This is a genomic window from Aminobacter sp. Y103A (genome assembly GCF_030294925.1).
Classification (GTDB): domain Bacteria; phylum Pseudomonadota; class Alphaproteobacteria; order Rhizobiales; family Rhizobiaceae; genus Aminobacter; species Aminobacter ciceronei.
This window is the reverse complement of sequence record NZ_AP017986.1, coordinates 2218498-2239749: the sequence shown is the minus strand read 5'-3', so window position 1 is coordinate 2239749 and position 21252 is coordinate 2218498. Positions and strand designations below refer to the sequence as shown.

At 62.2% G+C, this 21252-nt stretch carries 23 protein-coding genes; 9 read left to right on the top strand and 14 right to left on the bottom strand.

Annotated elements, in window-relative coordinates; genetic code table 11:
* Positions 1–197: 197 nt before the first annotated feature.
* Complete coding sequence (lfb1, locus tag Amn_RS10945; RefSeq protein ID WP_286297032.1) at positions 198–1553, top strand: LIC10280 family protein; 1356 nt, start codon at positions 198–200, stop codon at positions 1551–1553.
* A gap of 26 nt (positions 1554–1579) precedes the next feature.
* Here lfb1 and Amn_RS10940 read toward each other — a convergent pair whose 3' ends face one another.
* The 8 genes from Amn_RS10940 to Amn_RS10905 all read right to left on the bottom strand — a co-directional run bounded on the left by Amn_RS10940 (position 1580) and on the right by Amn_RS10905 (position 8821).
* Entirely contained in the window at positions 1580–2509 is a 930-nt protein-coding gene (locus Amn_RS10940) for a hypothetical protein (protein WP_286297030.1), read from the bottom strand.
* Positions 2436–2825 carry a hypothetical protein gene (locus tag Amn_RS10935; protein ID WP_286297028.1) on the bottom strand — a complete coding sequence of 130 codons (390 nt, stop codon included), beginning with the start codon at positions 2823–2825 and terminating at the stop codon, positions 2436–2438. Before Amn_RS10935 ends, Amn_RS10940 begins: the two co-directional genes overlap by 74 nt.
* The gene (locus Amn_RS10930) at positions 2822–4492 is read right to left on the bottom strand and encodes a portal protein (protein ID WP_286297027.1); all 1671 of its coding nucleotides are present in this window, start codon (positions 4490–4492) and stop codon (positions 2822–2824) included. Before Amn_RS10930 ends, Amn_RS10935 begins: the two co-directional genes overlap by 4 nt.
* On the bottom strand, positions 4492–4704 hold the full coding sequence (locus Amn_RS10925; protein WP_067963548.1) for a hypothetical protein: 213 nt from the start codon (positions 4702–4704) through the stop codon (positions 4492–4494). The genes Amn_RS10930 and Amn_RS10925 overlap by 1 nt, the downstream gene beginning before the upstream one ends.
* Positions 4701–6275, bottom strand: coding sequence for a terminase large subunit domain-containing protein (locus Amn_RS10920; protein WP_286297024.1), 1575 nt, complete (start codon positions 6273–6275; stop codon positions 4701–4703). Before Amn_RS10920 ends, Amn_RS10925 begins: the two co-directional genes overlap by 4 nt.
* On the bottom strand, positions 6262–6774 hold the full coding sequence (locus tag Amn_RS10915) for a DNA-packaging protein (RefSeq protein ID WP_286297022.1): 513 nt from the start codon (positions 6772–6774) through the stop codon (positions 6262–6264). Before Amn_RS10915 ends, Amn_RS10920 begins: the two co-directional genes overlap by 14 nt.
* 702 nt (positions 6775–7476) lie before the next feature.
* Entirely contained in the window at positions 7477–8439 is a 963-nt protein-coding gene (locus Amn_RS10910) for a hypothetical protein (RefSeq protein WP_286297020.1), read from the bottom strand.
* A 193-nt stretch (positions 8440–8632) separates the two neighbouring features.
* A complete protein-coding gene (locus tag Amn_RS10905) occupies positions 8633–8821 on the bottom strand; it encodes a hypothetical protein (protein WP_165915805.1) in 189 nt (62 codons plus the stop codon).
* Between Amn_RS10905 and Amn_RS10900 the strand changes: the two genes are divergently transcribed.
* From Amn_RS10900 to Amn_RS10890, 3 genes are all read left to right on the top strand, one after another.
* Positions 8820–9224, top strand: coding sequence for a hypothetical protein (locus Amn_RS10900; RefSeq protein WP_286297017.1), 405 nt, complete (start codon positions 8820–8822; stop codon positions 9222–9224). The genes Amn_RS10905 and Amn_RS10900 overlap by 2 nt on opposite strands.
* A gap of 8 nt (positions 9225–9232) precedes the next feature.
* On the top strand, positions 9233–9529 hold the full coding sequence (locus Amn_RS10895; protein ID WP_182573634.1) for a hypothetical protein: 297 nt from the start codon (positions 9233–9235) through the stop codon (positions 9527–9529).
* A 158-nt stretch (positions 9530–9687) separates the two neighbouring features.
* Positions 9688–10032 carry a prolipoprotein diacylglyceryl transferase gene (locus tag Amn_RS10890; RefSeq protein ID WP_286297016.1) on the top strand — a complete coding sequence of 115 codons (345 nt, stop codon included), beginning with the start codon at positions 9688–9690 and terminating at the stop codon, positions 10030–10032.
* A gap of 244 nt (positions 10033–10276) precedes the next feature.
* Here the strand turns inward: Amn_RS10890 and Amn_RS10885 are convergent, their stop codons facing one another.
* The 3 genes from Amn_RS10885 to Amn_RS10875 form a co-directional block, all read right to left on the bottom strand.
* The gene (locus tag Amn_RS10885) at positions 10277–10768 is read right to left on the bottom strand and encodes a hypothetical protein (RefSeq protein WP_286297013.1); all 492 of its coding nucleotides are present in this window, start codon (positions 10766–10768) and stop codon (positions 10277–10279) included.
* Between the two features lie 360 nt (positions 10769–11128).
* Entirely contained in the window at positions 11129–11779 is a 651-nt protein-coding gene (locus Amn_RS10880; protein ID WP_286297010.1) for a flavin reductase family protein, read from the bottom strand.
* A 2-nt stretch (positions 11780–11781) separates the two neighbouring features.
* A complete protein-coding gene (locus Amn_RS10875) occupies positions 11782–12567 on the bottom strand; it encodes an aspartate/glutamate racemase family protein (RefSeq protein ID WP_286297009.1) in 786 nt (261 codons plus the stop codon).
* A 384-nt stretch (positions 12568–12951) separates the two neighbouring features.
* On the opposite strand from Amn_RS10875, the gene Amn_RS10870 reads away from it, so the two are divergent.
* From Amn_RS10870 to Amn_RS10850, 5 genes are read left to right on the top strand one after another with little or no spacing between them, the layout of a single operon-like run.
* Positions 12952–14529, top strand: a complete 1578-nt coding sequence (locus tag Amn_RS10870) for a nickel ABC transporter substrate-binding protein (protein ID WP_286297008.1) — start codon at positions 12952–12954, stop codon at positions 14527–14529.
* An 11-nt stretch (positions 14530–14540) separates the two neighbouring features.
* Positions 14541–15476: an ABC transporter permease gene (locus Amn_RS10865; protein ID WP_286297007.1), complete on the top strand. Its 936-nt coding sequence runs from the start codon at positions 14541–14543 to the stop codon at positions 15474–15476.
* Positions 15467–16375 carry an ABC transporter permease gene (locus tag Amn_RS10860; protein ID WP_067963555.1) on the top strand — a complete coding sequence of 303 codons (909 nt, stop codon included), beginning with the start codon at positions 15467–15469 and terminating at the stop codon, positions 16373–16375. The genes Amn_RS10865 and Amn_RS10860 overlap by 10 nt, the downstream gene beginning before the upstream one ends.
* Positions 16368–17363, top strand: a complete 996-nt coding sequence (locus tag Amn_RS10855) for an ABC transporter ATP-binding protein (RefSeq protein ID WP_286297006.1) — start codon at positions 16368–16370, stop codon at positions 17361–17363. Before Amn_RS10860 ends, Amn_RS10855 begins: the two co-directional genes overlap by 8 nt.
* On the top strand, positions 17360–18397 hold the full coding sequence (locus Amn_RS10850; protein WP_286297005.1) for an ABC transporter ATP-binding protein: 1038 nt from the start codon (positions 17360–17362) through the stop codon (positions 18395–18397). Before Amn_RS10855 ends, Amn_RS10850 begins: the two co-directional genes overlap by 4 nt.
* A 547-nt stretch (positions 18398–18944) precedes the next feature.
* Here the strand turns inward: Amn_RS10850 and Amn_RS10845 are convergent.
* The 3 genes from Amn_RS10845 to groL form a co-directional block, all read right to left on the bottom strand.
* On the bottom strand, positions 18945–19175 hold the full coding sequence (locus Amn_RS10845; RefSeq protein ID WP_286297004.1) for a hypothetical protein: 231 nt from the start codon (positions 19173–19175) through the stop codon (positions 18945–18947).
* A 126-nt stretch (positions 19176–19301) separates the two neighbouring features.
* On the bottom strand, positions 19302–19532 hold the full coding sequence (locus Amn_RS10840) for a hypothetical protein (protein ID WP_286297003.1): 231 nt from the start codon (positions 19530–19532) through the stop codon (positions 19302–19304).
* Positions 19533–19603: 71 nt separating this feature from the next.
* A complete protein-coding gene (gene groL / locus Amn_RS10835; RefSeq protein WP_286297002.1) occupies positions 19604–21232 on the bottom strand; it encodes a chaperonin GroEL in 1629 nt (542 codons plus the stop codon).
* Positions 21233–21252: the final 20 nt, after the last annotated feature.

Here is a 21252-nt window from a genome sequence, read left to right as displayed (position 1 = left end):
CGTGCAGCGGGAGAACCGGCTTTCCGCGGTCCATCACCCAAGCATGACGGCTTCGGCAATGTCAGCACTGCCCTGCCGCCAGGTCCAGCCCATCGGATGTAGTGCTAACTGGTGAATTGATCGAAAGTTGCCTCTAACGGATCATGTCCGGCGCGCACGCGCCACTGCGACCTATGTGGCCTTGGAGGGCCACCCCGATGCCCCCGATCGGATCGAATGCCAAACAATCATACGTTCGGATCGCTGTCGTTTCCATATATGCAGCTCTCGTTTTCAGCTTTGCTTCGCTGATGAGTATTGACATTGCTCGATCTGAAACGAGAGAAATTCAAAATTACGTTGAAGACTTTCTGAAAAATTCACGAGATAAGCTGCTTTTCGACATTTCGTCTGCCGATGCTGAATTACAGGCCGCGCGATTCATAGAGCATAATTTCTTGGCCGAGGCATCCATAGGGGCGGCCGTCAATCCCAACCCGCCCTGGCAACATCCTGACCCCAATCGAAAGAGCGTGGTGCAGGAAACTGCAGATAAATTCAGACGAGACCTTGAGTTTACTCTGAAAGTATCGGGCAGTGAGATCGGGGTTAAGGATGTCAGCGCCTCAATACACCTCATGACGACAGCTGATTTTGTCAAAAGACTTTGCTTGTGGACAAAATTGGCGTCCATCAGCAAGCGACGCGAAATCATCAGGCAGCAGATAGCGATTACCGACAACATACTGACGCTTCTAGACAGCGCGTCGAAATCACTCAAAAACGAAAGGGACCTTCTGGAGATGGGGGTTCCACCTCCATTTTCGACCATGCTGTCGAGCAGTTCCGAACACCTCACGGCAGACGATTTTGCGTATCTGAGACAGTTTGCCGAGCTGGATCTGAAAAGACTGAAGGAATTGGGCAGTGATCTGACGCCGGTCAGCGAAGGCAATGACCGAGCGCCGGCCCGGGCCGATTGCCGCATTCACACCTTCATTCTCGACTCATTTGAACTCGACGGGGACGAGTTTTTCACGCTGATACAAGTTGCCGAATATGGGAAAAGGCCAATCATCGTCAATCTGTGGAATAATTTTCTTGATACAATTCCATTATATATAAATTTTATTGGCAAAGAATATCATAAATCATATGATATCAATTTTGTACTTGATATTGTTGATGATAGCGTCGATTCAATTGAATATGGCGAAGATCTAATTGAAGAGGCAGCAGCGACAAGGCAGCCCGTAGAAGCCAAGAAAGAGCCGCTTCATGACATTCTCGCAACCTCGCTTGAAGGGCTGTACGACGCTCAAGGCACCAATCCCGGCGGCAGCCGCTATTCCGGAACGTGCCGTATCACCCGGATCGAAGGCAACAAGTTTCAGTTCGATTGGTCGGTCGGCGGCATCTATGAGGGGACTGGGAGCCTCGAAGGACGGACGATCACTGTAGATTGGGGCAGCGCCGATCCGGTGATTTATGAAGTCCAGAATGATGGGACATTGGTTGGCACCTGGGCCAATGGCAGCGCAACCGAAACGCTTTTCCCGAAGAAGAAGGGCTGAAATGCCCTGATCCGAGGCCGCCCGGATCACTTCCGGGCGTTTATCTTGTCGAGCTGGGCATAGATCCTGGTCAGTTTGCCCTGGACGGCGTCGCTCTTGTATTTTTCCGGGTCGGAGACGCGCAGCGCCAGGAGCTCCTGCTGCTGGGCCTCAAGCGTCTTGCCGGTCGCCTCGATGTCGCCGGTGAGGATCGCCGTCGAGCCGTAATAGTCGGCGCCGATGGTCGCCATCATCTTGACGAAGCCGAGATTGTCCTGCAGGCGCGAGCCGTCCATCAGGCGCAGGCCCATCATCTGGCCGAAACCGTCGTCGCCGAGATGCGCCCGCATCAGCTCCTGGGCGGCGCCGATCTGGCCGTCATAGTCGCCGCCCCATTCGCTGCGCAGGGTCTTCTGCGTGTCGCCGGCGACCTTGGCCAGCTGGGCATTCAGCTCCTGGGCCTGGGTGGCGGCGAAATCCTGGTACCAGTCAAGCGCTGCGGCTGCCACCTTCGGCGGCACGTGGCGCTCATGCATCGCCGCCTTGAAGTCGGAGAGGATCGCCCTGTCGGCGTCGGTGACCTCGAAACCCTCGCGGAACGCGCCGGGATATTGGGCGGCGTCATCAGGGATGCCGTTGGCGGCGCGATAGGCCTTGACGTCTTCCGGCGTCGACTTCTCGGTCAGTTCGACCTGCCGGCCGCCATTCTTGGCATTCCTGTAGCCTTCGCGGAAGGCCTTCGAAATCTCGTCGGTCGACCTGTAGCGCTCGAGCTGCTTCATCATCGCGGCATCGCCGCCGGCCAGCTGTTCGCGGAACGACTGCAGTGCCGCGTCGGCGCCAGGTAGCGGCGAATTTGGCGCCGGCGACGTCGAACCCGGCGAATGCGACACCGGCGCCGGGCTATTGTCTGGCGCGGTCGGCGTTGCGGTCGTCGGCTGGTTTGCCTGTGCGTCGGTCATGGGCTGGTCGGTCATTGCTCTCACCTGTCAAAATGGAAAGGGAATGGGAAATCAGCTTCCGGATCTGGAAGCCGACATGCTGCTTGCCGGCGGCAAAAGAACTGTCGCGCTCGCCGCCATGCTCCGACGGCATCCAGGAGGGTTGATGCAGGCCGCAAATATGCAGCACCGCGCCCAGCGCCCGCTTCTGCTGCTCCTCATTGGCAATGCCGGCGGCCAGCGCATGGAGCGCTGCGCAATCGGCCTTGCGGATTTCCAGATCGCTGCGCGGCATCTCGTTGTCCGTGCGCACCGTGACCGGGTGCCAGGGGCGATAGGGCTTCTGGCTCATTGTCCGAGTGCCGCCCGGATCGACTGCGCGGCATCACCGACCTGGGTGGCGACAGCGGCGCCAGTGCCGACCTGCTGCATCTGCTGCTGTTCGGCCATGGCCTGCTGGCTCTGCTTGAGATTGGCCGCCGCCTGCTCGGCATCGAGCAGCCAGTCGGCGCGGCTGTTCGGGATCGCGGCAAAGGCGTCGCGAAACATGGTGCGGGCATCGACCTCGCCGGCCAGCGACGGATCGAGCGACACGCCTGCCTGCAGGATGGCGGCACTTTCCTGGAAGGCGTTGAGCACCTGGCGGTCGCGCGCTTCCTTCAGCGCATTGTTGAACTCGTACTGGATGGTCTGGCCGAGAAGGATGTCGGGCATGTCCAAGGGCACGCCGCTGCGGTCCACCGGGCCATAACCGCCGGCCCGCATCACCTTTTCGGTGGTCAGGTCGAGCACCGCACCGGTCCATTCATGTTCGATCGGGCCGAACAGCGGCATGGCGTTGCGGATCCATTCCTGGACGCGCTGCGCTGCCTCGTAAGCCGTCATCGTCTTGTCGGCCTGGGCGATCGGCTGCAGCTTGCTCAGGAAGAAGGCGTCGCCGAGCTGGTTGCGCTGGTCGTTGATCAGGTCGATGCCGAGGCCGACATTCTTGCCCAAGTCGAGCACGCGCAGTGCCGCCCCCAGGCGTTCGTCATACTGGCTGTCGATGAAGGTGATGCCGTTGGCGCCGAGATCGACCGGCGACAAAAGCGCATCCTGGGTGGCGACCAGAGGCGGGTCGACCTGCTTTTCGCCGGCCTCGATGATCGTCATCTTCATGCGTTGCAGCATGCGGCTTTCGGTCAGGCCGATCGAGGCCGCCGTCGACACGGCGTAGAACTTGCCCGACAGAAGCCACCAGCGCGGCACGACATAATCGAAGGTGAAAGCAGGCAGTTCCTGCAGGATGGTGCCGTCTTCGCTGACATAGACATCCGCCCACTTCGCCCCCTTGGGGAATTTGCGGCGCGGCTCGTAGAGCTCCAGCGGGATGAAGATGTGGCGGACCTTGAAGGTCGACCTGGTGTCCTTGTCGCGCAGCGCGTTCTTCACCTGATGCGGCAGCTTCGCCTCACCGAACAGATGGGCCATGGCGGCAGCGGTCATGTCGCATTTGCGGTGGACATGGTTGACCTGGCCGTCGGGCCCCTCCTGCCCCGCCATGTTTTTGGGATGGTGGCAGCGGTAGATGAGGTTGTCGCGGTTCCTGTTGTAGCTGACCTGCAGCCAGCCCATGCCGAAGGCGGCGAAGTCATGCTCGACCTGCTGGGCGGCGCGGCGAAAGCCGCTGTCGCGCGAATTCAGGATGGCGCTGTTCACGTCTGTCATGAATTCGAGGAAGGACGCAGCATCGCGGTCACGGCCGATGCGCTTGTTGGAGGCCGCCGCCTTGAACCATTGGCGCCCATCGGGCCGCACCATCGAGCCGATCTGGTCGCCAAGCTCGCGCCGCATCAGCACGGGCGTGGCATCCGTCAGATGCGCGGCGAACTCCTGGCCGAGCACGATGTCGGTGGTGAAGTCGGCCCGCTCGGGGAAGAGGAATTCGGCGATTTCCTGATACAGGCTGTCGAGCGCGCCCTTGGCGGAGAAGAGGCGCGCATCGATCGCCATCAGGTCGCGGCCTGCCTGGTCGCTCATCAGCTCGCTCCGAGCGTTCCGCGCGAGAACTCACGCCCGATCGTACCCGGAACCTGGGCCAGGCGGTCGGTGGCGGCGCTGCTTTTGGCCGCCGGGGCCAGCGAGCGCGTCCGGCTGCGCTGGCGCTTGGCCAAGGGATCTTCCGGGTCGGGCATCGTTGCCGGCGGCTCCGGCTCGGGCATCGGCTGTTTCTTTCCGAAAAGTCCACTCATCGGCGTTTTCCTCGCAGTTTGGCCTTCAAGGCGCTGTTTGACGTCACGGATTGCAGCCGCAGCCTCGATTGTTCGCGCCGCTCCTGCGCTGCCTTCGGGCGCTTCAGCCCGCTGATGGCAGATGCCGACAGCATGATCGTGGTGTCGCCCTTGTCGGGGGAGCGGCCGAGCTGTTCGCGCATGACATCCTTGGGCAGGACGAGGATGTCCTCGCCGCCGCCCCCGGCGCGGATTTCATAGCGATAGGCGGCGAGATCGACTTCCAGCTCGGCATCGGGCGGCAAGGCGATGCGCGCGCCATAGGTCGGGTCGAGCTGTTCGCGAAACTGCCAGACGGCCTGGGCCCGGAGATTGGCAAAACCATAGAGGCCGTCGCGTGTCGAAGCGGTCGAGCCGCTGCCGCCCTTGAAGCCGAAACAGTCGACATCGGCATGGGCAAGCTGGGTCAGCGTGTCGCCGCCATAACCGCCGCCGGCATCGACCACCACACGACAACGGTCGCGCATCTGCCTTACGATCAGCCCCGCTGCCGTCGGCCCGTCGGGCGTTTCGCTGCCCTTGTAGCTGGCAAAAGGCGAATACCACCACTCGCGCCGGCTCTGGATCTGCGTCTTGTCGGATCCGCCCTGGGCGATGTCGGCGGCCACTGCCGTCATCGGCAGGTCGGGCGGAGTGGCGAGCCACCGCGCCTGCGCCTGCCTGATCCAGCCGGTCGGGATCACCTGCCAGGGATCGTCCTTGCCGCCTGCCTCGAACGAGCCGTAGCGCAGCCGCTCGCGGATCTCGTCGGGCAGGCTTTCGAGCTGGGCGGCATAACCCGTCGCCATCAGCTCCGGATTGTCTTCCAGCATCGAGCGGATGAAGGTTCTCGACCTCGGACGTTCGCCCTTCGGTCCCTCATAGTCGGCATCGACCTCGCGGTCCTCGCCGCCGATGGTGGTGAACCATCGGAGTTCGCCAGAAGCCGCAGGCTTTGGGTGGCTTTTGTCGAGCCATGGCGCCCAGTACCTGACCACCCACATGCCCTCGGCCGAGGTCGGCGGGTTGCCTGTTGCAACGACCCGGCAGCGCCGGCCCCTGGCATCGCGCAACCAGCCGATGATGTAGCGGTACTGGCTCTCGGTGAACTGGGTGATCTCGTCGAAGGCCTTCAGCCTATGCGCCCGGCCCTGGTATTTTTCCTTGTCGGCCTCATGCGGCACGCCGCCGAGCTCGATCTTGCCGCCATTGGCCAGGCGCCAGACATGCGACTGGCTGTTGTAGCCGCCGCGGCCGCCGAGCATGCGGGCGAGCTCGTCCTCGATGCCCTTGAGCTGGGTCGCCTGTCTGCGCAGGATCAGTGCCGGCTGGTACTCTTCGAGCGCCAGGCCGCAGATCAACGTCGTCTTGCCGCCGCCGGCCGCACCGCCATAAAAGGTCTCGTCGGCCTCGGACAGCCACGCCTCGGTCTGCGGCCCGGGGTTCGGGATCATGTAGCGGCCGACCGACGCCTTCACCGCCTCGTCGATCACTTCCTGGCGCGCCTGCGCCGGCAGGGCGTCGAGGGCCGCCAGCACCTCACTGAGCTGCACTGTTCAGTCCCTGCGCCAGCAGGAAGGCGACGCGGCGGGCAATGTCGTTCTTGGACAGCTCGTCCACCGCAGAGGTCAGCGGCGCCCCGGCCTTGCCGGTCACCTCCGCCTTGTCGGCCAGGCCGAGCTCGCGGGCGACAATCGTCGGGTTCAACAGATCGGCCGCCGCAGCCTCGAACTTCTGCGTCCGGATGACCGCCTCGGCCCGCGCGGTGACCTCGCTGTAGCCGTCACGCTCGCCAAAGCCGTCCCATGTCGCGCGGCCGATGCCGAGGAAGATGCACAGGCCCGAAATGGTCATCGCCCGCATCCGCTCGATCTGTTCGACCTTGACCTCGCCCTGATAGGCAAAGGGCCTGGCTTCAAAGAGCGGGTTGGCGTCCACCCACTCGAAATACTCGCCGCATGCGCCCCACAGCGCATCCGGCGTGGCAAAGATCGGATCGCGCCCATGCGAGCTGCGCGCCTTCCAGAACTGGTTTCCCAGGGGTGCGGACATGGGCATTCCTGTCGTCGGGCCTGTCGTCGGGTTGGGCGGCAGCGTTGGTGCCGTTCGGATCTGGGATCGCGCAGTCTTGTACCTTTGACGCCCGGTCCGTAGTTGGCCTTCTTGCCCCGTTGCGGCTTCATCGACGTCACGGCATGAATCCTAGGGTCGCCGCGACGGAGCTTCGCTCCTGCTTCGCCCTAGGATGACGAAGGACGGGGGCGTCTTCGGGCGGGGGCGTCTTCGCGGGCTTAGGTGGTGAGCCGGTTGCCGCGAGCGGCCTCTCCGCTTCGTCATCCTAGGGCGAAGCAGGAGCGCAGCGACGCGGAGATCCTAGGATGACGAAGGACGGGGAATGTCGCAGGGTTGAGTGGTGTTGGACTGCCGGAAAGCTTTGCAGCCAAGTGCCGACCTTGGAGATTAGCCGCGAGCCCCCATGCCGTCGTCATCCTCGGGCGGAGCAGGAGCGCAGCTCCGTCGCGGAGACCCGAGGATCCATGCCGTGAGAGTGAGGAATGTGAGGCGGGTGGAAGAAAGAGCACTTGTTTGCTTCGCTTGAACACAGTTGCATGCCGTGGATCTCGCGACGAACAATCCCTGCTACCGGAAAAGCAAAAGGGCCGCCGCAGCAGCCCTTATCGACGCAATGCGCCATCGTGGTTCCTGTATGCCGCACACGGTTACCCCGGCGCAATCCCGTTTTGCAATGAGCTGTCAGTTGACCTTGGAGGTGTTGACCCGCACCGCATATTGGAACGTCGCATCATAAGACGCGCTCGGCGTCAGATTATTGATGTAGCTGACGACGACCGTGACCTTGCCGGCCGCGATGGTTGCCGACTTCACCATGGCAACGAACGATCCGTAATTGCCGCTGAAGCTGCCGACCCATTTCGACCTGTCGCGATCCGAGAAAATGTAGATCACGCCCGACGTGCTGTTGGTCGGCGGCAGCAGCACGGCGGCTTCATCGCCGGGCTGGGCGTCGAGCTGGCCGCTCATCACCCCATTATACGGGCGCACCGCGAAGGGGGAGTTGGGCAGGCTGACAGTCGCCCGATAGTCGTATTGGCGGAACGCCGGCGACGGCAGTAGCGAAAAGACGTGGAAATAATAGGATTCGTTGCCGGCGAAATCGACGAAGCTGCCTAGCGCGCTGATGTCCGTGCCGGCCTGGGCGTTGTAGTCGGTGGCGTTGTAGGCCTGGTATCCGACCGCGCCATAGTCGACGAGATAATAGACCCTGGTGCTCTGTTTGATCACCCTGGTGCGGTGGCTCCAGGTCGGCGTTCCGCCGACGCTGCCACCCGGCCGCGGCCGCACGACCAGCTCGTTACCGGCAGTGCCATCCATCTGCAGCGCCGACACCGTGTAGAAGGCGTTGGGATCGCCGGAAAGACTGTCGTCCAGCGGGTAAAAGGTGCAGCCGGCCTGGAAGTCAAAGACGACGATGTGGTTCGCCCAGTTTCCGAGCGCTGTCTTTTCGTAATAGACCCACCCATTGGCGCCATCGCCGCTCAGATCCCATTCGCCGATCTTGAATGGCGTGATCAGGTTGCAGGAAGTCTGGTGGCTCTTGTAGGGTTGGGCGGGTACCGCGACATTTGCAGAAGCGATGCCATAGAAGGCCAGGAGATAGGCCGATACCATCAGCAGCAGGCTGCCGAGCTTTTTCATGTCGTCCTCATGGATTGGGTGTCGAGACGTGTTGGCGCGGCATCGAAGCCGCACGGCAAGACCGCCCGGCTGCGAAAGCGGGGCGAAAGTCTTCAGCTATACAAAAAGCGCTGCTATCCGAGGGTGCGCCGCCTCTATCGGCCCGGCATGTGCTGCGCTGGCTTTTGGCCTGCCCGCCTGGCGAAAGCCGTAATTACTTCCGCATCAGATCGGGGTGACGGTCGCCAAGCCACTGCTTGCCATCCTTGTCGGAAGCCCAGGGATTGCCAAACAGCCGAACCGTGGGGCTGTCGTCGCCGGCCTTGATTGCCGACCTGACGCTGCGTCGCTCGCGGCGATGTTCAGCCACCTTGAAAGGCTTGTCGCTCTCAGCGGTCGTCATGCCGACGATGGGCGTCCTGCGCCGGGACCGTGACATCCGCTGCTCCTGCTCTGGCCTGCCTGCCCTGCCGGGCAATCTGAAAAGCAAAAGGCCGCCGAAGCAGCCCCCAATCGACGCACTGCGCCATGTTGAGAACAGCATGCCGTATCGGGTAACCCGACGCAATCCCGTTTTGATCGACGGCGAGATCAGGTGGTCCCTCACCCCCAGCTGCAACGTCGCGTCGCCGGAGGGCAAAACGGCGCTGCACCAGCTGCCCCTATTGCCGCGGCGGGCCGGCTTTGCTTTGCTGCGCCGGGGTCTTTTCAAGGGGGCTGATGTGGCGGAGGCAAAGGGGGCCGCGATCCTGATGGCCATCTGGGTGCTGCTCGGCGTCCTGCCTGTCCTAGCCCAGATGCCATGATTGAACGAATGCGCGCTTCGCGCGTTGCGGAAGGCAACGATCAAGCCATCGAGCCCAGCCATAGAGCAAAGGGGCAGCCCGTGACCGCAGTTGTTACACGTTTCAGATGTATCCAGGAGCCGAACGGATCATGGCAGGTCTGGGATGATGCCGAAGATCAGCCCGCAACACTTGGCAATACCGTCCTTGTCGAGCGCTCGTTTGAAAGCGCCACATCTGCGTGCTCGATCCTGAACCGGATCTATGACGGCGACTTTCAGCTCAAGGTCAGGTCTACCCGTGGCGGCCCATCGCGCAGCCTGTGACCAGCCGGTGAATACGTCCCTCATGAGCTGATGGCCCGGGGGGCGGCGTTCTGGGGCCGGTGCGCCTGGGCAGGCCGCGCCAAGCTGGCGCCCTGCCCCGCTGAAACGGAACCTTACGCCGCACCGCATGTTGTCTCAGGGACAGCAGGAGACCAATCATGCCTCACGAAAAAGCAATAGCGGCCCGCAAGCCGGCACCAAACTATCGCGACCCCAATGACAGTCCAAAGCCCGATGACAGTTCAAAGCCCAATGACAGGCAAAAAGATGACGGCGTCAGCCAGGAAGCCGCCGAAAACAGGAAACCCGCCGACACATACGGCAACACCGAGCCTGTCGACGAGACCAACGAAAAGACCCGTCACGCCGACGGCCAGAACCCGCCGGGCACTGAGCGGCCAAACCCCGACCCGCAAAACCCCGATCAGCCTGGCATCGAAAAGCCAGGTGGCAGCGAGCAGTCCGGATACCGCATGAAGCGAGCCCGCTTCTGGCAATCGTGACGACGCCTGAAGCTTGAGCGGCGCAACCAGAAACGAAAAAAGGGCCGCCGAAGCAGCCCCCAGTAGAGTGGCACATTGTCGACGAAACGCGCCATCGTGAACACAACATGCCGGACGAGGTTACTCCCGGCAATCCAGTTCGTATCTGGGCCCGTTCGTATCTGGGCACGTTCGTTTCTGGGTCGGGTGCCTGCCGGGCATCCCTGGCTGAAACGCGTCTCGCCTCGGCGCCGGGCGACCTTGCTCAGTCGCGCGCCTTCGGCATGAAGCTGAATTGAACCTTGTCGTCCAGGCCTATGGCGACGTGGAGATTGGCCGTGTCCGACAGGCCACCAAAAATCATCTGCCTGTGCCAGGTGGTCCGGCGCGGGCCGGAACCGGCCGCTTCGGTGTGACCGTATCCGGCCGGCTGGTCGTAATCAGGCGACCCGAACGCCTGGATGACATCGTCCAGCCTCTTCAGACCCTGCGTCACCTGCCTCAGCCTTTCCATCTCTTCCAGGCTCACATGCATGAACAGATCGGGCCTGCGCGAGGCCGGCGCCCGGCCGCCGCAGGAGATGCAGTGATAGATCATGACCTTTTCCTGGCCCGCGCCGACGATGTGATACTCGTTGAGCTCAGCATCGAAGACGATGGGGATCGACGGCTCCCGCGAAAACGCCTCGAGTGTTCCGCACGCACATCTGGGGGCATCGGGGGCAAACACCAACTGAACCTCCGCGGGATCGAACATATGGCAGGACGTCCGGATGCCTCTAGCACAACCGGTGCTTGCGGCGGAAGTTCGTGGATTGACGGCCCCCGAGCAGAGACGGGGTCTTCGCAACCATCATGACGGTCATGAAGGCGCTCGGTCTGCTGTTGAGCCAGACGCAGAGTCCGGTCGCTTCCTGAGCACATGCCGTCTTGAATGAAGACCACCGCCATCGCCGGCAGCTTCGCGCACCATGGCAATCATTGAAGTCAGATCTGCCCGTGCCTGAGTGCGGACACTACCGGCAACCGCCTTGGAGATCGCGGTTCCGCCAATTTCGGACATCGTTTTATACCAGCATTGGGCCTTGGTTCTGTGACCCTCAGGTGTCTATTTTGCCTACCTCATTGTAGCTGCAAAATAGCCGGCGGCCCCCTCATGATGGAGAAGCTCGGTCGGACGCTTCAATACGAACTGGTTTTCGGCGACGATGTAGTTGTCGGCATGCAGGCGCGCGATTGGCTGGTAGACCTCCGGCCGGACATAGCGGCCGCGCTCGTCCATGCATTCGTCGCGGACATACATCTGCACGACCTCGCCGATGACGATGGTGCGACGGCCATAGTCGAGGATCTGCAGCACCTTACATTCCATGGCGCTAGGCGATTCCTGGATGCGGGGTGCTGCGACCTTGACCGACGGCGTGCTGGTCAGACCGGCGAACTCGATCTCGTCGACGTCGCTAGGGAAGTTGATGCCGGTGACGATCATCTCGTTGGCGATCGCCATGTCGACCATGTGAACGACGAACTCGCCCGAGCGCCTGATGTTGGCGACAGTGTCCTTGGCGGTGCCGTCGGGACGGGTCTGCATGCCGAGGATGAGCAGCGGAGGCTCGTGCGAGAAGACGTTGAAGAAGCTCATCGGCGCGGCATTGTTGCAGCCGTGCTCGTCGACGGTGGTGACCAGCGCGATGGGGCGCGGACCGACGAAGTTGGAGAGCAGACGGTAGCGGTCGTTCTCGGGCAGTTCTGCGAAATCGAAATCCATGATCAGCTCCGCTGGATCGCTAAATAGGCGGTGCGCTCACGCTCATTGGCTGGAAACAGTTTTGCTGGCGCATAGCCAGAGAGCTTGCCTAGGTAGGGTTTTGGCAGCGGATATGCCAAATCGCCAACCTTGGACGTGCGCAGCCGCATCCCCACAATTGCTTCGGCAAACTTGATTGCAGCAGCCACGCCGTCGATCACCGGAATGCCGAGCCGTTCTTCCAGGTATTTCGCCAGGTCCGCCATGCCGGCGCAGCCGAGAACGATTGCTTCCGAGCGATCATCACGCAGCGCTTCCTCGCACTCGCCCAGGATGATTGCGCGAGCGCTGGACCCGGGCTTTTCAAGCTCCAGCACGGGGACATCGGTGGCCCGGACGCGCCGACAATAGCCCTGCATGCCGTAGTTGCGCACCAGCTGTTCGGAGATGACGCGGGTGCGTTCGAGTGTCGTGACGATGGAGAAGCTGGTGGCGACAAATGCTGCCGCATGCATAGCCGCTTCCGCAATGCCAATGACCGGAGCTGCGGTGATCTCCCTGGCTGCGAGCAGCCCCGGATCGCCGAAGCAGCCGATCACATACGCGTCGGCGGCACCCCCTTCGAGTATCTCATCGATGGTGCCCAGGACGCTTAAGGCTTCGTCATAGTGCCCTTCGATCGATGCTGCGCCGGACCGAGATGTCGCGAGAACAACTTCGGTGCCTGGTGCTGCGACTGCACGCGCGGCTTCGCCCATAAGCTCGGTCATCGAAGCTGTGGTATTGGGATTTATCAGCTTAATTCGCATTCGCTCCTCCAATATTGTATACAATTTTTTGACATCAATGGATTCTCAACGGAGCGCGATAGTTCGTCTCCGAAATGCTTGCATGGCTGACGGCCAATTCTGTCCGCGGGGTTGCCGGCGAGCCAAAGCTTGCCTTTTCGGCAAAGCTTCACCGTTGCCTGGAGGGTTCCAGGCCTCTCGGAGCACCATCTACCGCGTCTCAGTGACCAGCTCAGCTCTCCTCCGTCGATCATGCCGTTCGCGAAACTTCCTTTCGAAAAATACGATGTTGACGAAAGATTGTATACATGCCTAGAATGATATGTCTATACAAGTGAGCGCTAAATTTCCGTAGCGGAAGTTTCAAGGCGCCAGGGAACGACCATCAAAGAGAGGAGCTACCCAATGTCATTGAATAGACGTTCATTTTTGCAGGTATCGACTGCGGCCGTAGGGCTGGTCATGGCCGAGGCCGCATTCGCCAGGATCGCGTATGCCGAGGGAGCCGCCGGCACGCTCCGTGTCGCCATTGCCAAGCCCGCCGGCAATCTCGATCCGCAGAGCCACTACGCCATCTGGGCGATCCAGGACCTGATGTTCGAGCCCTTGGTGAAGTACGGCAAGGGCGGCCAGATCGAGCCGTGCCTTGCGACCGACTGGAAGATCGAAGATGGCGGCAAGACGCTTCATCTCACGCTTCGGCAGGGCGTAACCTTCCAGGACGGTACGGTGTTCGACGCCGCATCGTGCAAGTGGAACCTCGATCGCTGGCTGGGCAAGGAACAGTTCAGCTGGATGAACTGCTCCAAGTATTTCGAGTCCCTCGAAGTGGTCGACGACTATCACGTCACCCTCCATTTCAAGGAGCCGGTCCTCGCGCTCATGCAGGAGCTCTCCTACACGCGTCCCGTTCGCTTCCTGAGCCCGAAGTCCGTCGGCGCCGACGGCAAGTTCGGCGAGCCGGTTGGCACCGGACCATGGCGCCAGGTCAGTGCCGACGACACCCAGAGCGTCTTCGAGCACCACGAAGGCTATTGGGGCGAAATGCCGTCCTACGAGCGGCTCGAAGCCAAGGTCATCCCGGATCCACGGTCACGGGTCGCGGCACTGCGCGCCGGCGAGATCGACCTGATCGGCGGTTTCTGGATCGCGCCATTGACGCCGGAGGAAGGCAAGCAGCTCGACGCGGCAGGCTTCAACGTCGTCATCGACCCGGGCAACGTCTCTCTGGTGATGGCCTTCAATCCCGATCGTGCCGAGGCGCTGAAGGACCAGCAGGTCCGCAAGGCGATCAGCATCGGCATCGATCGCGCGGCCATTTCCCAGGCTCTCTACCATGGCTATGCGAAACCGGCCGGCAACCTGTTTTCGTCGGCCCTGCCCTATGCCGGCAAGCAGCACGACGCTCCCGTCCGCGACGTGGCTGCCGCCTCGGCCCTGCTTGACAAGGCCGGCTGGACGGGCAGTCCCATCCGCTCCAAGGATGGCAAGCCGCTGACGCTCGAAATGGTCGTCAGTCCCGATGCCGTTCCCGGCTCCCGCCTGATCGCCGAAGTGATCCAGTCGGAGATGAAGGAGATCGGCATCGACCTGGTCGTCCGTTCTGTCGACCATGCGTCCAAGCACACTGACATGCTGGAGAAGAAGTACGATCTCGGCTTCTTCCTCACCTATGGCGCTCCTTATGATCCGTTCGGTTCGGTCGTGGCGCTCTGCCTGTCCACCTTCAAGAACGATGTCGAAGGCAAGCTGGTCACCGATGCCGCCAACCTGGACCCGCTGATCAATGCGGCGACGGCCGCGACCGGCGACCAGATCGAGCCGACGATCCAGAAGGTCTATGACTGGCTGTACGACAACGACGCCATCGCGCCGCTGGTCTACGTCCCCAGCATCTGGGCGCACTCCAAGCGTGTCCAGGGCTTCACCAGCCCGGTCACCGAATACGACATGCCGTACGAAAAAATCGTGCTGGCCGACTGAGGGAGGCTGCCTTGATCCACTTCATCAGCAAGCGGCTGAAGCATTCCCTGGTCCTGTTGTTTCTGGCTTCCGTGGTCTGCTTCACGCTCGTCGTCTCGGCCCCTGGAAACGTCGCCGTCCTGATCGCCGAACTGCGCGGCGCGGTCGCCGTCCCAGGTTACGTCGCCCAGGTCGAGGAGGAGATCGGACTGAACAAGCCACTGCTGATGCGCTACGTGGATTGGCTTGGTGATGCCGTCACAGGTGATTTCGGCATCTCCTACAGGACGGGCCAGGAGGTCAGTGCGGACCTGCCGCAGCGCATGATGGTCACTGGGACGCTGATCGCCGGCAGCGCCGTCATTGCGACCCTGCTCAGCCTGCTTCTCGGCTTCCTCGGTGCCTTCTGGCCCTACAAACTGCCGGACCGCGTTTCGCGCGGTCTGGCCCTCATCGGCGCGTCGACACCGACCTTCTTCGTCGGGGCGTTGATGATCTACGGCTTCTCCGTCACCTTCCAATTGTTTCCGTCCTTCGGTTTCAACGGTCCCGCGAGCTGGGTGCTGCCCTGGCTCACGGTTGCGGTCCTGCCGGCGGCAGTGCTCAGCCGTGTCGTGCGTGTCGGACTGGAGGAAGCCATGACCAGCCCCTACGTGCTGACGGCCAAGAGCAAGGGACTGGGGCGCACCGCCATCCTGTTTCGCGAAGCGCTGCCAAACATCACGCCTGTCTTCATCAATGCACTTGGCACCCAGGTGGGGTTGATGACGGCCACCGGGATCATCGTCGAGCCGCTCTTTGCCTGGCAGGGTGTTGGTGACTACTTCCTCGCAGGCGTGCGCTTCCGCGACTTCATGGTCGTGCAGGCATGCCTGCTGATCTTCCTCTCCTTCTTCATCGTGGTGAACCTGATCGTCGATCTTGCGGTCCTGATGACCGATCCCCGCATCCGGCGCCAATGGAGCTGATCATGAACAAACTCAATCCACTTTTCGCCCGGCTGAACAAGTTCCCCCGCGCGGCCCTGGTCGTCATCGGCCTGTTCGTTGCGCTGGGGACCTTTGCCCCCTGGCTCGCCCCTCAGGATCCCAGCGCGCAGAATCTGCTGGAGGGAAGTGCCGGGCCAAGTGCCGCTCACTGGCTCGGCACTGACCATCTCGGCCGAGACACCCTCAGTCGGCTGATCATCGCTGCGAACACTTCGCTGGTCAGCGTTGGTTCGGTCCTCATCATCGCAATGACGATCGGCATCCTTATGGGCACGATCGCCGGCTATCACCGTGGCTGGGTCGATGACCTGCTGATGCGTGTCGTTGACGTGGGCCTGTCGGTCCCCAGCCTGATTGTTGCGCTGGCGGTCATTGGTATTGTCGGCCCCGGCTACTGGACCATGGTGCTTGCACTTGCGCTGGCATGGTGGCCGATGAGCGGTCGCATCAGCCGGGCGGTTGCGGTAAGCATCATGAGCAAGCCACATATCGAGGCCCTGCGTGTGCTTGGCGCCAGCCCCTGGCGAATCTACTTCGGCCACCTGCTGCCCGGCACCATCGGCGCGGTCATGGTCTATGCCACAGCAGATGCCGGCACGGCCGCTTTGGCCGTCGCGACGCTCAGCTTCCTTGGTCTGGGCATCCAGCCGCCGACGCCGGAATGGGGGCAGATGCTTGTCGATGCATTGCCTTATCTCGAATCCGATCCGCGCCAGGTGATCCTGCCTGGCCTGGCTCTGACCGCTGCGGTCATCGGCTTCAACACGCTCGGAGAGTCCATCGCGCTCAATCGCATCCCGAAGCCGCTGACGCGGCGCATGCTCGCCGCGCGGCGGATCGAAGTCGCCGGCTGGGGCAAGGAGAATTCCGATGCATGACGAACCGCTTCTGAGCGTCAGCAATCTGACCGTTGATCTGTTGACCGCAAAATCCGCCGTGCGTCCCGTCGACGGGGTAAGCTACACGGTCCGCCAGGGCGAGTGCCTTGCCATCGTCGGCGAAAGCGGCAGCGGCAAGACGGTGATGAATTTCGCTCCGCTCGGTCTCATGCCCACCGGCGTGACAACGAGCCTGTCCGGTTCGGTACGCTTTGGCGGGCGTGAACTGATCGGATTGCCGGAACCCGATATCCGCAAGTTACGCGGCAAATCCATCGGCTTCATCTTCCAGGACCCGATGAGCGCCCTCAATCCGGTGCGGCGCATCGGTCGCCAGATTGCCGAGATGGCGGAGCTTCACCTCAATATGACACCGCGCGCGGCGGAGGCGCGCGCGCTGGAACTCGTCAAGCTCGTCGGCATCTCCGATCCGGCTGCCCGGCTCCGCCAGTATCCTCATGAGTTGTCGGGCGGTCTCAGGCAACGCATCGTCATTGCCACGGCGCTGGCGGGCGAACCCAAGCTGCTGATCGCCGACGAGCCGACGACCGCGCTCGACGTGACGGTTCAGGCCCAGATTCTGCGCCTGCTCAAGGACCTGCAGCGTCGGCTCAACATGGCCATGGTGCTGATCACTCACGACATGGGTGTGGTCGCAGGTGCCGCCGACAATATCGTTGTCATGTATGCGGCACGGGCAGCGGAACGCGGTCCGGTGGACAAGGTTCTGGTCACGCCACGCCATCCATACACACGGGGCCTGATCAACGCGATTCCGAAACGGGAAGACCCGATTGGTTCGGTTTTCCGTGGACTTCCTGGCATTCCGCCGACGCTCGGCGCTCCGCTCAAGGGTTGTGCATTTGCGCCGCGCTGCGACTTTGCAGTTCCCGCATGCACGGCCAGCCGGCCTCCCTTGGTGCCTTCGGCGGACGGTTCGGTCTTTGTCGCTTGTCCCGTCGTCAATGAAGGAAGGGCAGCAGCATGACACACGGACCTGTTCTCAAAGTCGAAAACCTGCAGACCAGATTCAAGAGCGTCCAGCGCGGCAAGTTTGTGCACGCGGTCGACGATGTTTCCATCGAACTCTATCCGGGTGAAATCGTTGGCCTGGTCGGCGAGTCCGGCTGCGGCAAGTCGACGCTCGGGCGCACCATCGTCGGGCTCGAGAAGGCAACCGCCGGACGTGTGCTGCTCGATGGCGTCGACCTCAGCACGCTTTCGGGCCCAGCTCTCCGCGACAGCCGCAGGGCGCTGCAATACGTATTCCAGGATCCGTATTCGTCCCTCAATGACCGCCAGACGGTCGGGGAAGCCATCGACGAAGCCCTGCAGATCGACGGGCTCAAATCCAGGGCCGATCGCGACCGCCGCACCAAGGAGCTTCTCGACCAGGTCGGCCTCGCGGATGCGGTCAAGGATCGCCACACGCGCGAGCTCTCCGGTGGCCAACGCCAGCGCGTTGCCATTGCTCGTTCCCTTGCCGTCAATCCACGGGTGTTGATCTGCGACGAGCCGGTCAGCGCGCTGGATCTGTCCATCCGCGCCCAGGTGATGAACCTGTTCCTGCGATTGCAGAAGGATTTGGGCGTCGCCTGCCTGTTCATTGCCCACGACCTCGAACTCGTCAGGCAGGCGGCCACGCGCGTCTATGTCATGTATCTCGGCAAGATCGTCGAGCATGGCCCGTCGCAGGAGCTCTACGACCATCCGAGCCATCCCTACTCGCAGATGCTGCTGGCCTCGGTGCCCGAAGCCGATCCCATTGCCGAGAGACAGCGCAAGGTCCCGTTGATGGTGGGGGAGGTGCCGAGCCCGACCAATCCGCCGTCCGGCTGCAGGTTCCGAACCCGCTGCCCCATGGCGGTCGAGGACTGCAAGCAGCAGGTGCCATCCGCGTTGAAGCTGTCCCCGGGACACGATGCGGCCTGTGTGTTTGCCAAGGATCTCCACCGCGGCAAGCGATCAGCTCTGCTGGAGGCGGAGGCTGCAGCAACACGCATTGATGCCTTGGCCTCCTGACCCGGTCGTAAAGAAACGCCTGGTTTTCCGCGGCGCGCTACCACTCCCGGCGCGCCGCGTTATCCCAACTCCAGGCGTCAGCCGGCAGTGCGTTCGAGGATCCTCATCTCGGTAAACGCACTGCCGGTTCCCGGGACGAACATCCCCGAGTTGACGTTCACCGATCTCATTCGCGACCCAAAGGGCCGCGACATCGTCCGCAACGTGCTCTCGGCTTGAATTGGCAGATCAGGACTGATGCGAATGCCGGCTTCATTCTGGGCGACGCAGCCGTTCTGCACGAGAAGTCGGCTGGGATCGGGCCTGCGAACACCGCTATCCAAGACGATGGCTCTCTACCTCGCGCCGTCCAAAACGCCACGGCAAGGGACTGACAGCACGGTCGCCAAGTCGTTCGAGGTCGACAACCTGAATCATGAAAGAAACGGCTCCACTCCAGTCTTTGATTACCTGTAGCCCCTAACGCGAGCTCTGGCGCACTGGCGCTCCCCGATCAGCCTTGCGCCCCAAGATCGCCCCCAAGCCCCTGCCCCACCCCGCCACGCCCCTACCCCCGCCCCGCTCCCATCCCGAGCAACTGCCGCCGCATGCTCGTAAACGCGTTGTCGTCGGCGTGGTTGGTGTTGTCGGCGTCGGGGACGACCAGCGGGGCCAGCAGGGCGCGCGGCAAAACCAGCGAGAGGCTGCGGTAGCGCGGCGCGCGCAGGCTGGACTGCCGGGTCATGTCGAGAACAACTGCCGAAAGCGCGGCAAGACAACTCGACGAACTCATGGTCATCCTTTTTCGCCCCAAAGTCCAGGTTCCTCCTTTCGACGCTTCCGGCTGGCTATCGGGTCTAACCGGGTTGGAACGGACGATACTGTCCGTTCCTTTCATTTGCCGGCATGCGCCACTTCCATTTTCTCAACCCTTTCCAACATCCGTTTTCGGGGTCGATTTTCCGGCTGACAACTGCCGTGCTGCCAGAAACATCACCGTGTACGCTGCCTTCCGCCGGTCCCAGCCCGCGGATTCTGCCGTGTCGAGCACCTCGGTCAGCACCGGCTCCAGCACGACTCTAAGATCGGCCTCATAATTGAGTTCGGTAGCCGCACGTTGCGGCGGCGCAATCTTGTTGATGTTGGTCGTATCCATGCCAATCACCCGTCCGTCTGGAGCCGTGTCCGCGCCTCGATGGACGCGGACACGGCCTCTCTGTCTGTCTCTTAGAAGTCCATGCCACCGCCGGGCATCGCCGGCAGCGGCGCGTCCTTCTTCGGCTTCTCGGCCACCATCGCCTCGGTGGTGACCAGCAAGCCAGCGACGGATGCCGCGTCCTGAAGTGCGGTGCGCACCACCTTCACCGGATCGATGACGCCCTGTGTGTAGAGGTCGCCGAACTCATCGGTTTGTGCGTTCCAGCCATAGCCGAACTCGGCCTTGTCGCGCAGCTTGCCGACGATGATCGAGCCTTCGGCGCCAGCGTTTTCCGCAATCTGTCGCACCGGCGCTTCGAGGGCGCGCCGCACGATCTCGATGCCGTGTTTCTGGTCGGAATTGTCGGCCTGGACATTGTCGAGCGCCTTCACTGCGCGCAGCAAGGCAACGCCGCCGCCCGGCAACACACCTTCTTCGACGGCGGCGCGGGTGGCATGCATGGCGTCATCGACGCGATCCTTGCGCTCCTTCACCTCGACCTCGGTCGAGCCGCCGACGCGAATGACGGCGACGCCCCCGGCGAGCTTGGCCAGGCGTTCCTGCAGCTTCTCACGATCGTAGTCCGAAGTGGTCTCTTCGATCTGGGCCTTGATCTGGGCAACACGCCCCTGGATCTCGGTCTTGGAGCCGGCGCCGTCAACGATGGTGGTGTTTTCCTTCTCGACGACCACCTTCTTCGCGCGGCCCAGCATGTTCAGCGTTACATTCTCGAGTTTGATGCCGAGATCTTCCGAGATCGCCGTGCCGCCGGTCAGAATAGCAATGTCTTCCAGCATCGCCTTGCGGCGATCGCCGAAGCCAGGCGCCTTGACGGCCACGACCTTGAGGCCGCCACGCAGCTTGTTGACGACGAGCGTGGCAAGGGCCTCGCCCTCGACGTCCTCCGCGATGATCAGCAGCGGCTTGCCGGATTGGACCACCGCTTCCAGAACCGGAAGCAGCGCCTGCAGGTTGGACAGCTTCTTTTCGTGGATCAGCACGTAAGGTTCGTCGAGCTCGACGCGCATCTTGTCCTGGTTGGTGATGAAATACGGGCTGAGATAACCGCGATCGAATTGCATGCCCTCGACGACTTCGAGCTCGGTCACCGCGGTCTTGGCCTCCTCGACGGTGATGACACCCTCGTTGCCGACCTTTTCCATGGCCTCGGCAAGGAAGCGGCCGATTTCGGCGTCACCATTGGCCGAGATGGTCCCCACCTGGGCGATCTCGTCGTTCTTGGTCACCTTGCGCGCATTGACCTTGAGTTCCGCGACCACGGCGTCGACCGCCTTGTCGATGCCACGCTTCAGGTCCATCGGGTTCATTCCGGAAGCGACAGCTTTGGCGCCTTCCTTGACAATCGCCTGGGCAAGCACGGTCGCCGTTGTGGTTCCGTCGCCGGCGATGTCGCTGGTCTTGGACGCGACCTCGCGCACCATTTGCGCGCCCATGTTCTCGAATTTGTCCTCCAGCTCGATCTCCTTGGCGACGGTGACGCCGTCCTTGGTGATGCGAGGGGCGCCGAACGACTTGTCGATCACGACGTTGCGGCCCTTGGGACCGAGCGTGACCTTCACAGCGTTGGCGAGAATGTCGACACCGCGCAGCATCTTCTCGCGGGCTTCGGTGTGGAATTTGACTTCCTTAGCAGCCATTTTTCTTGCTCCTTCTCAAA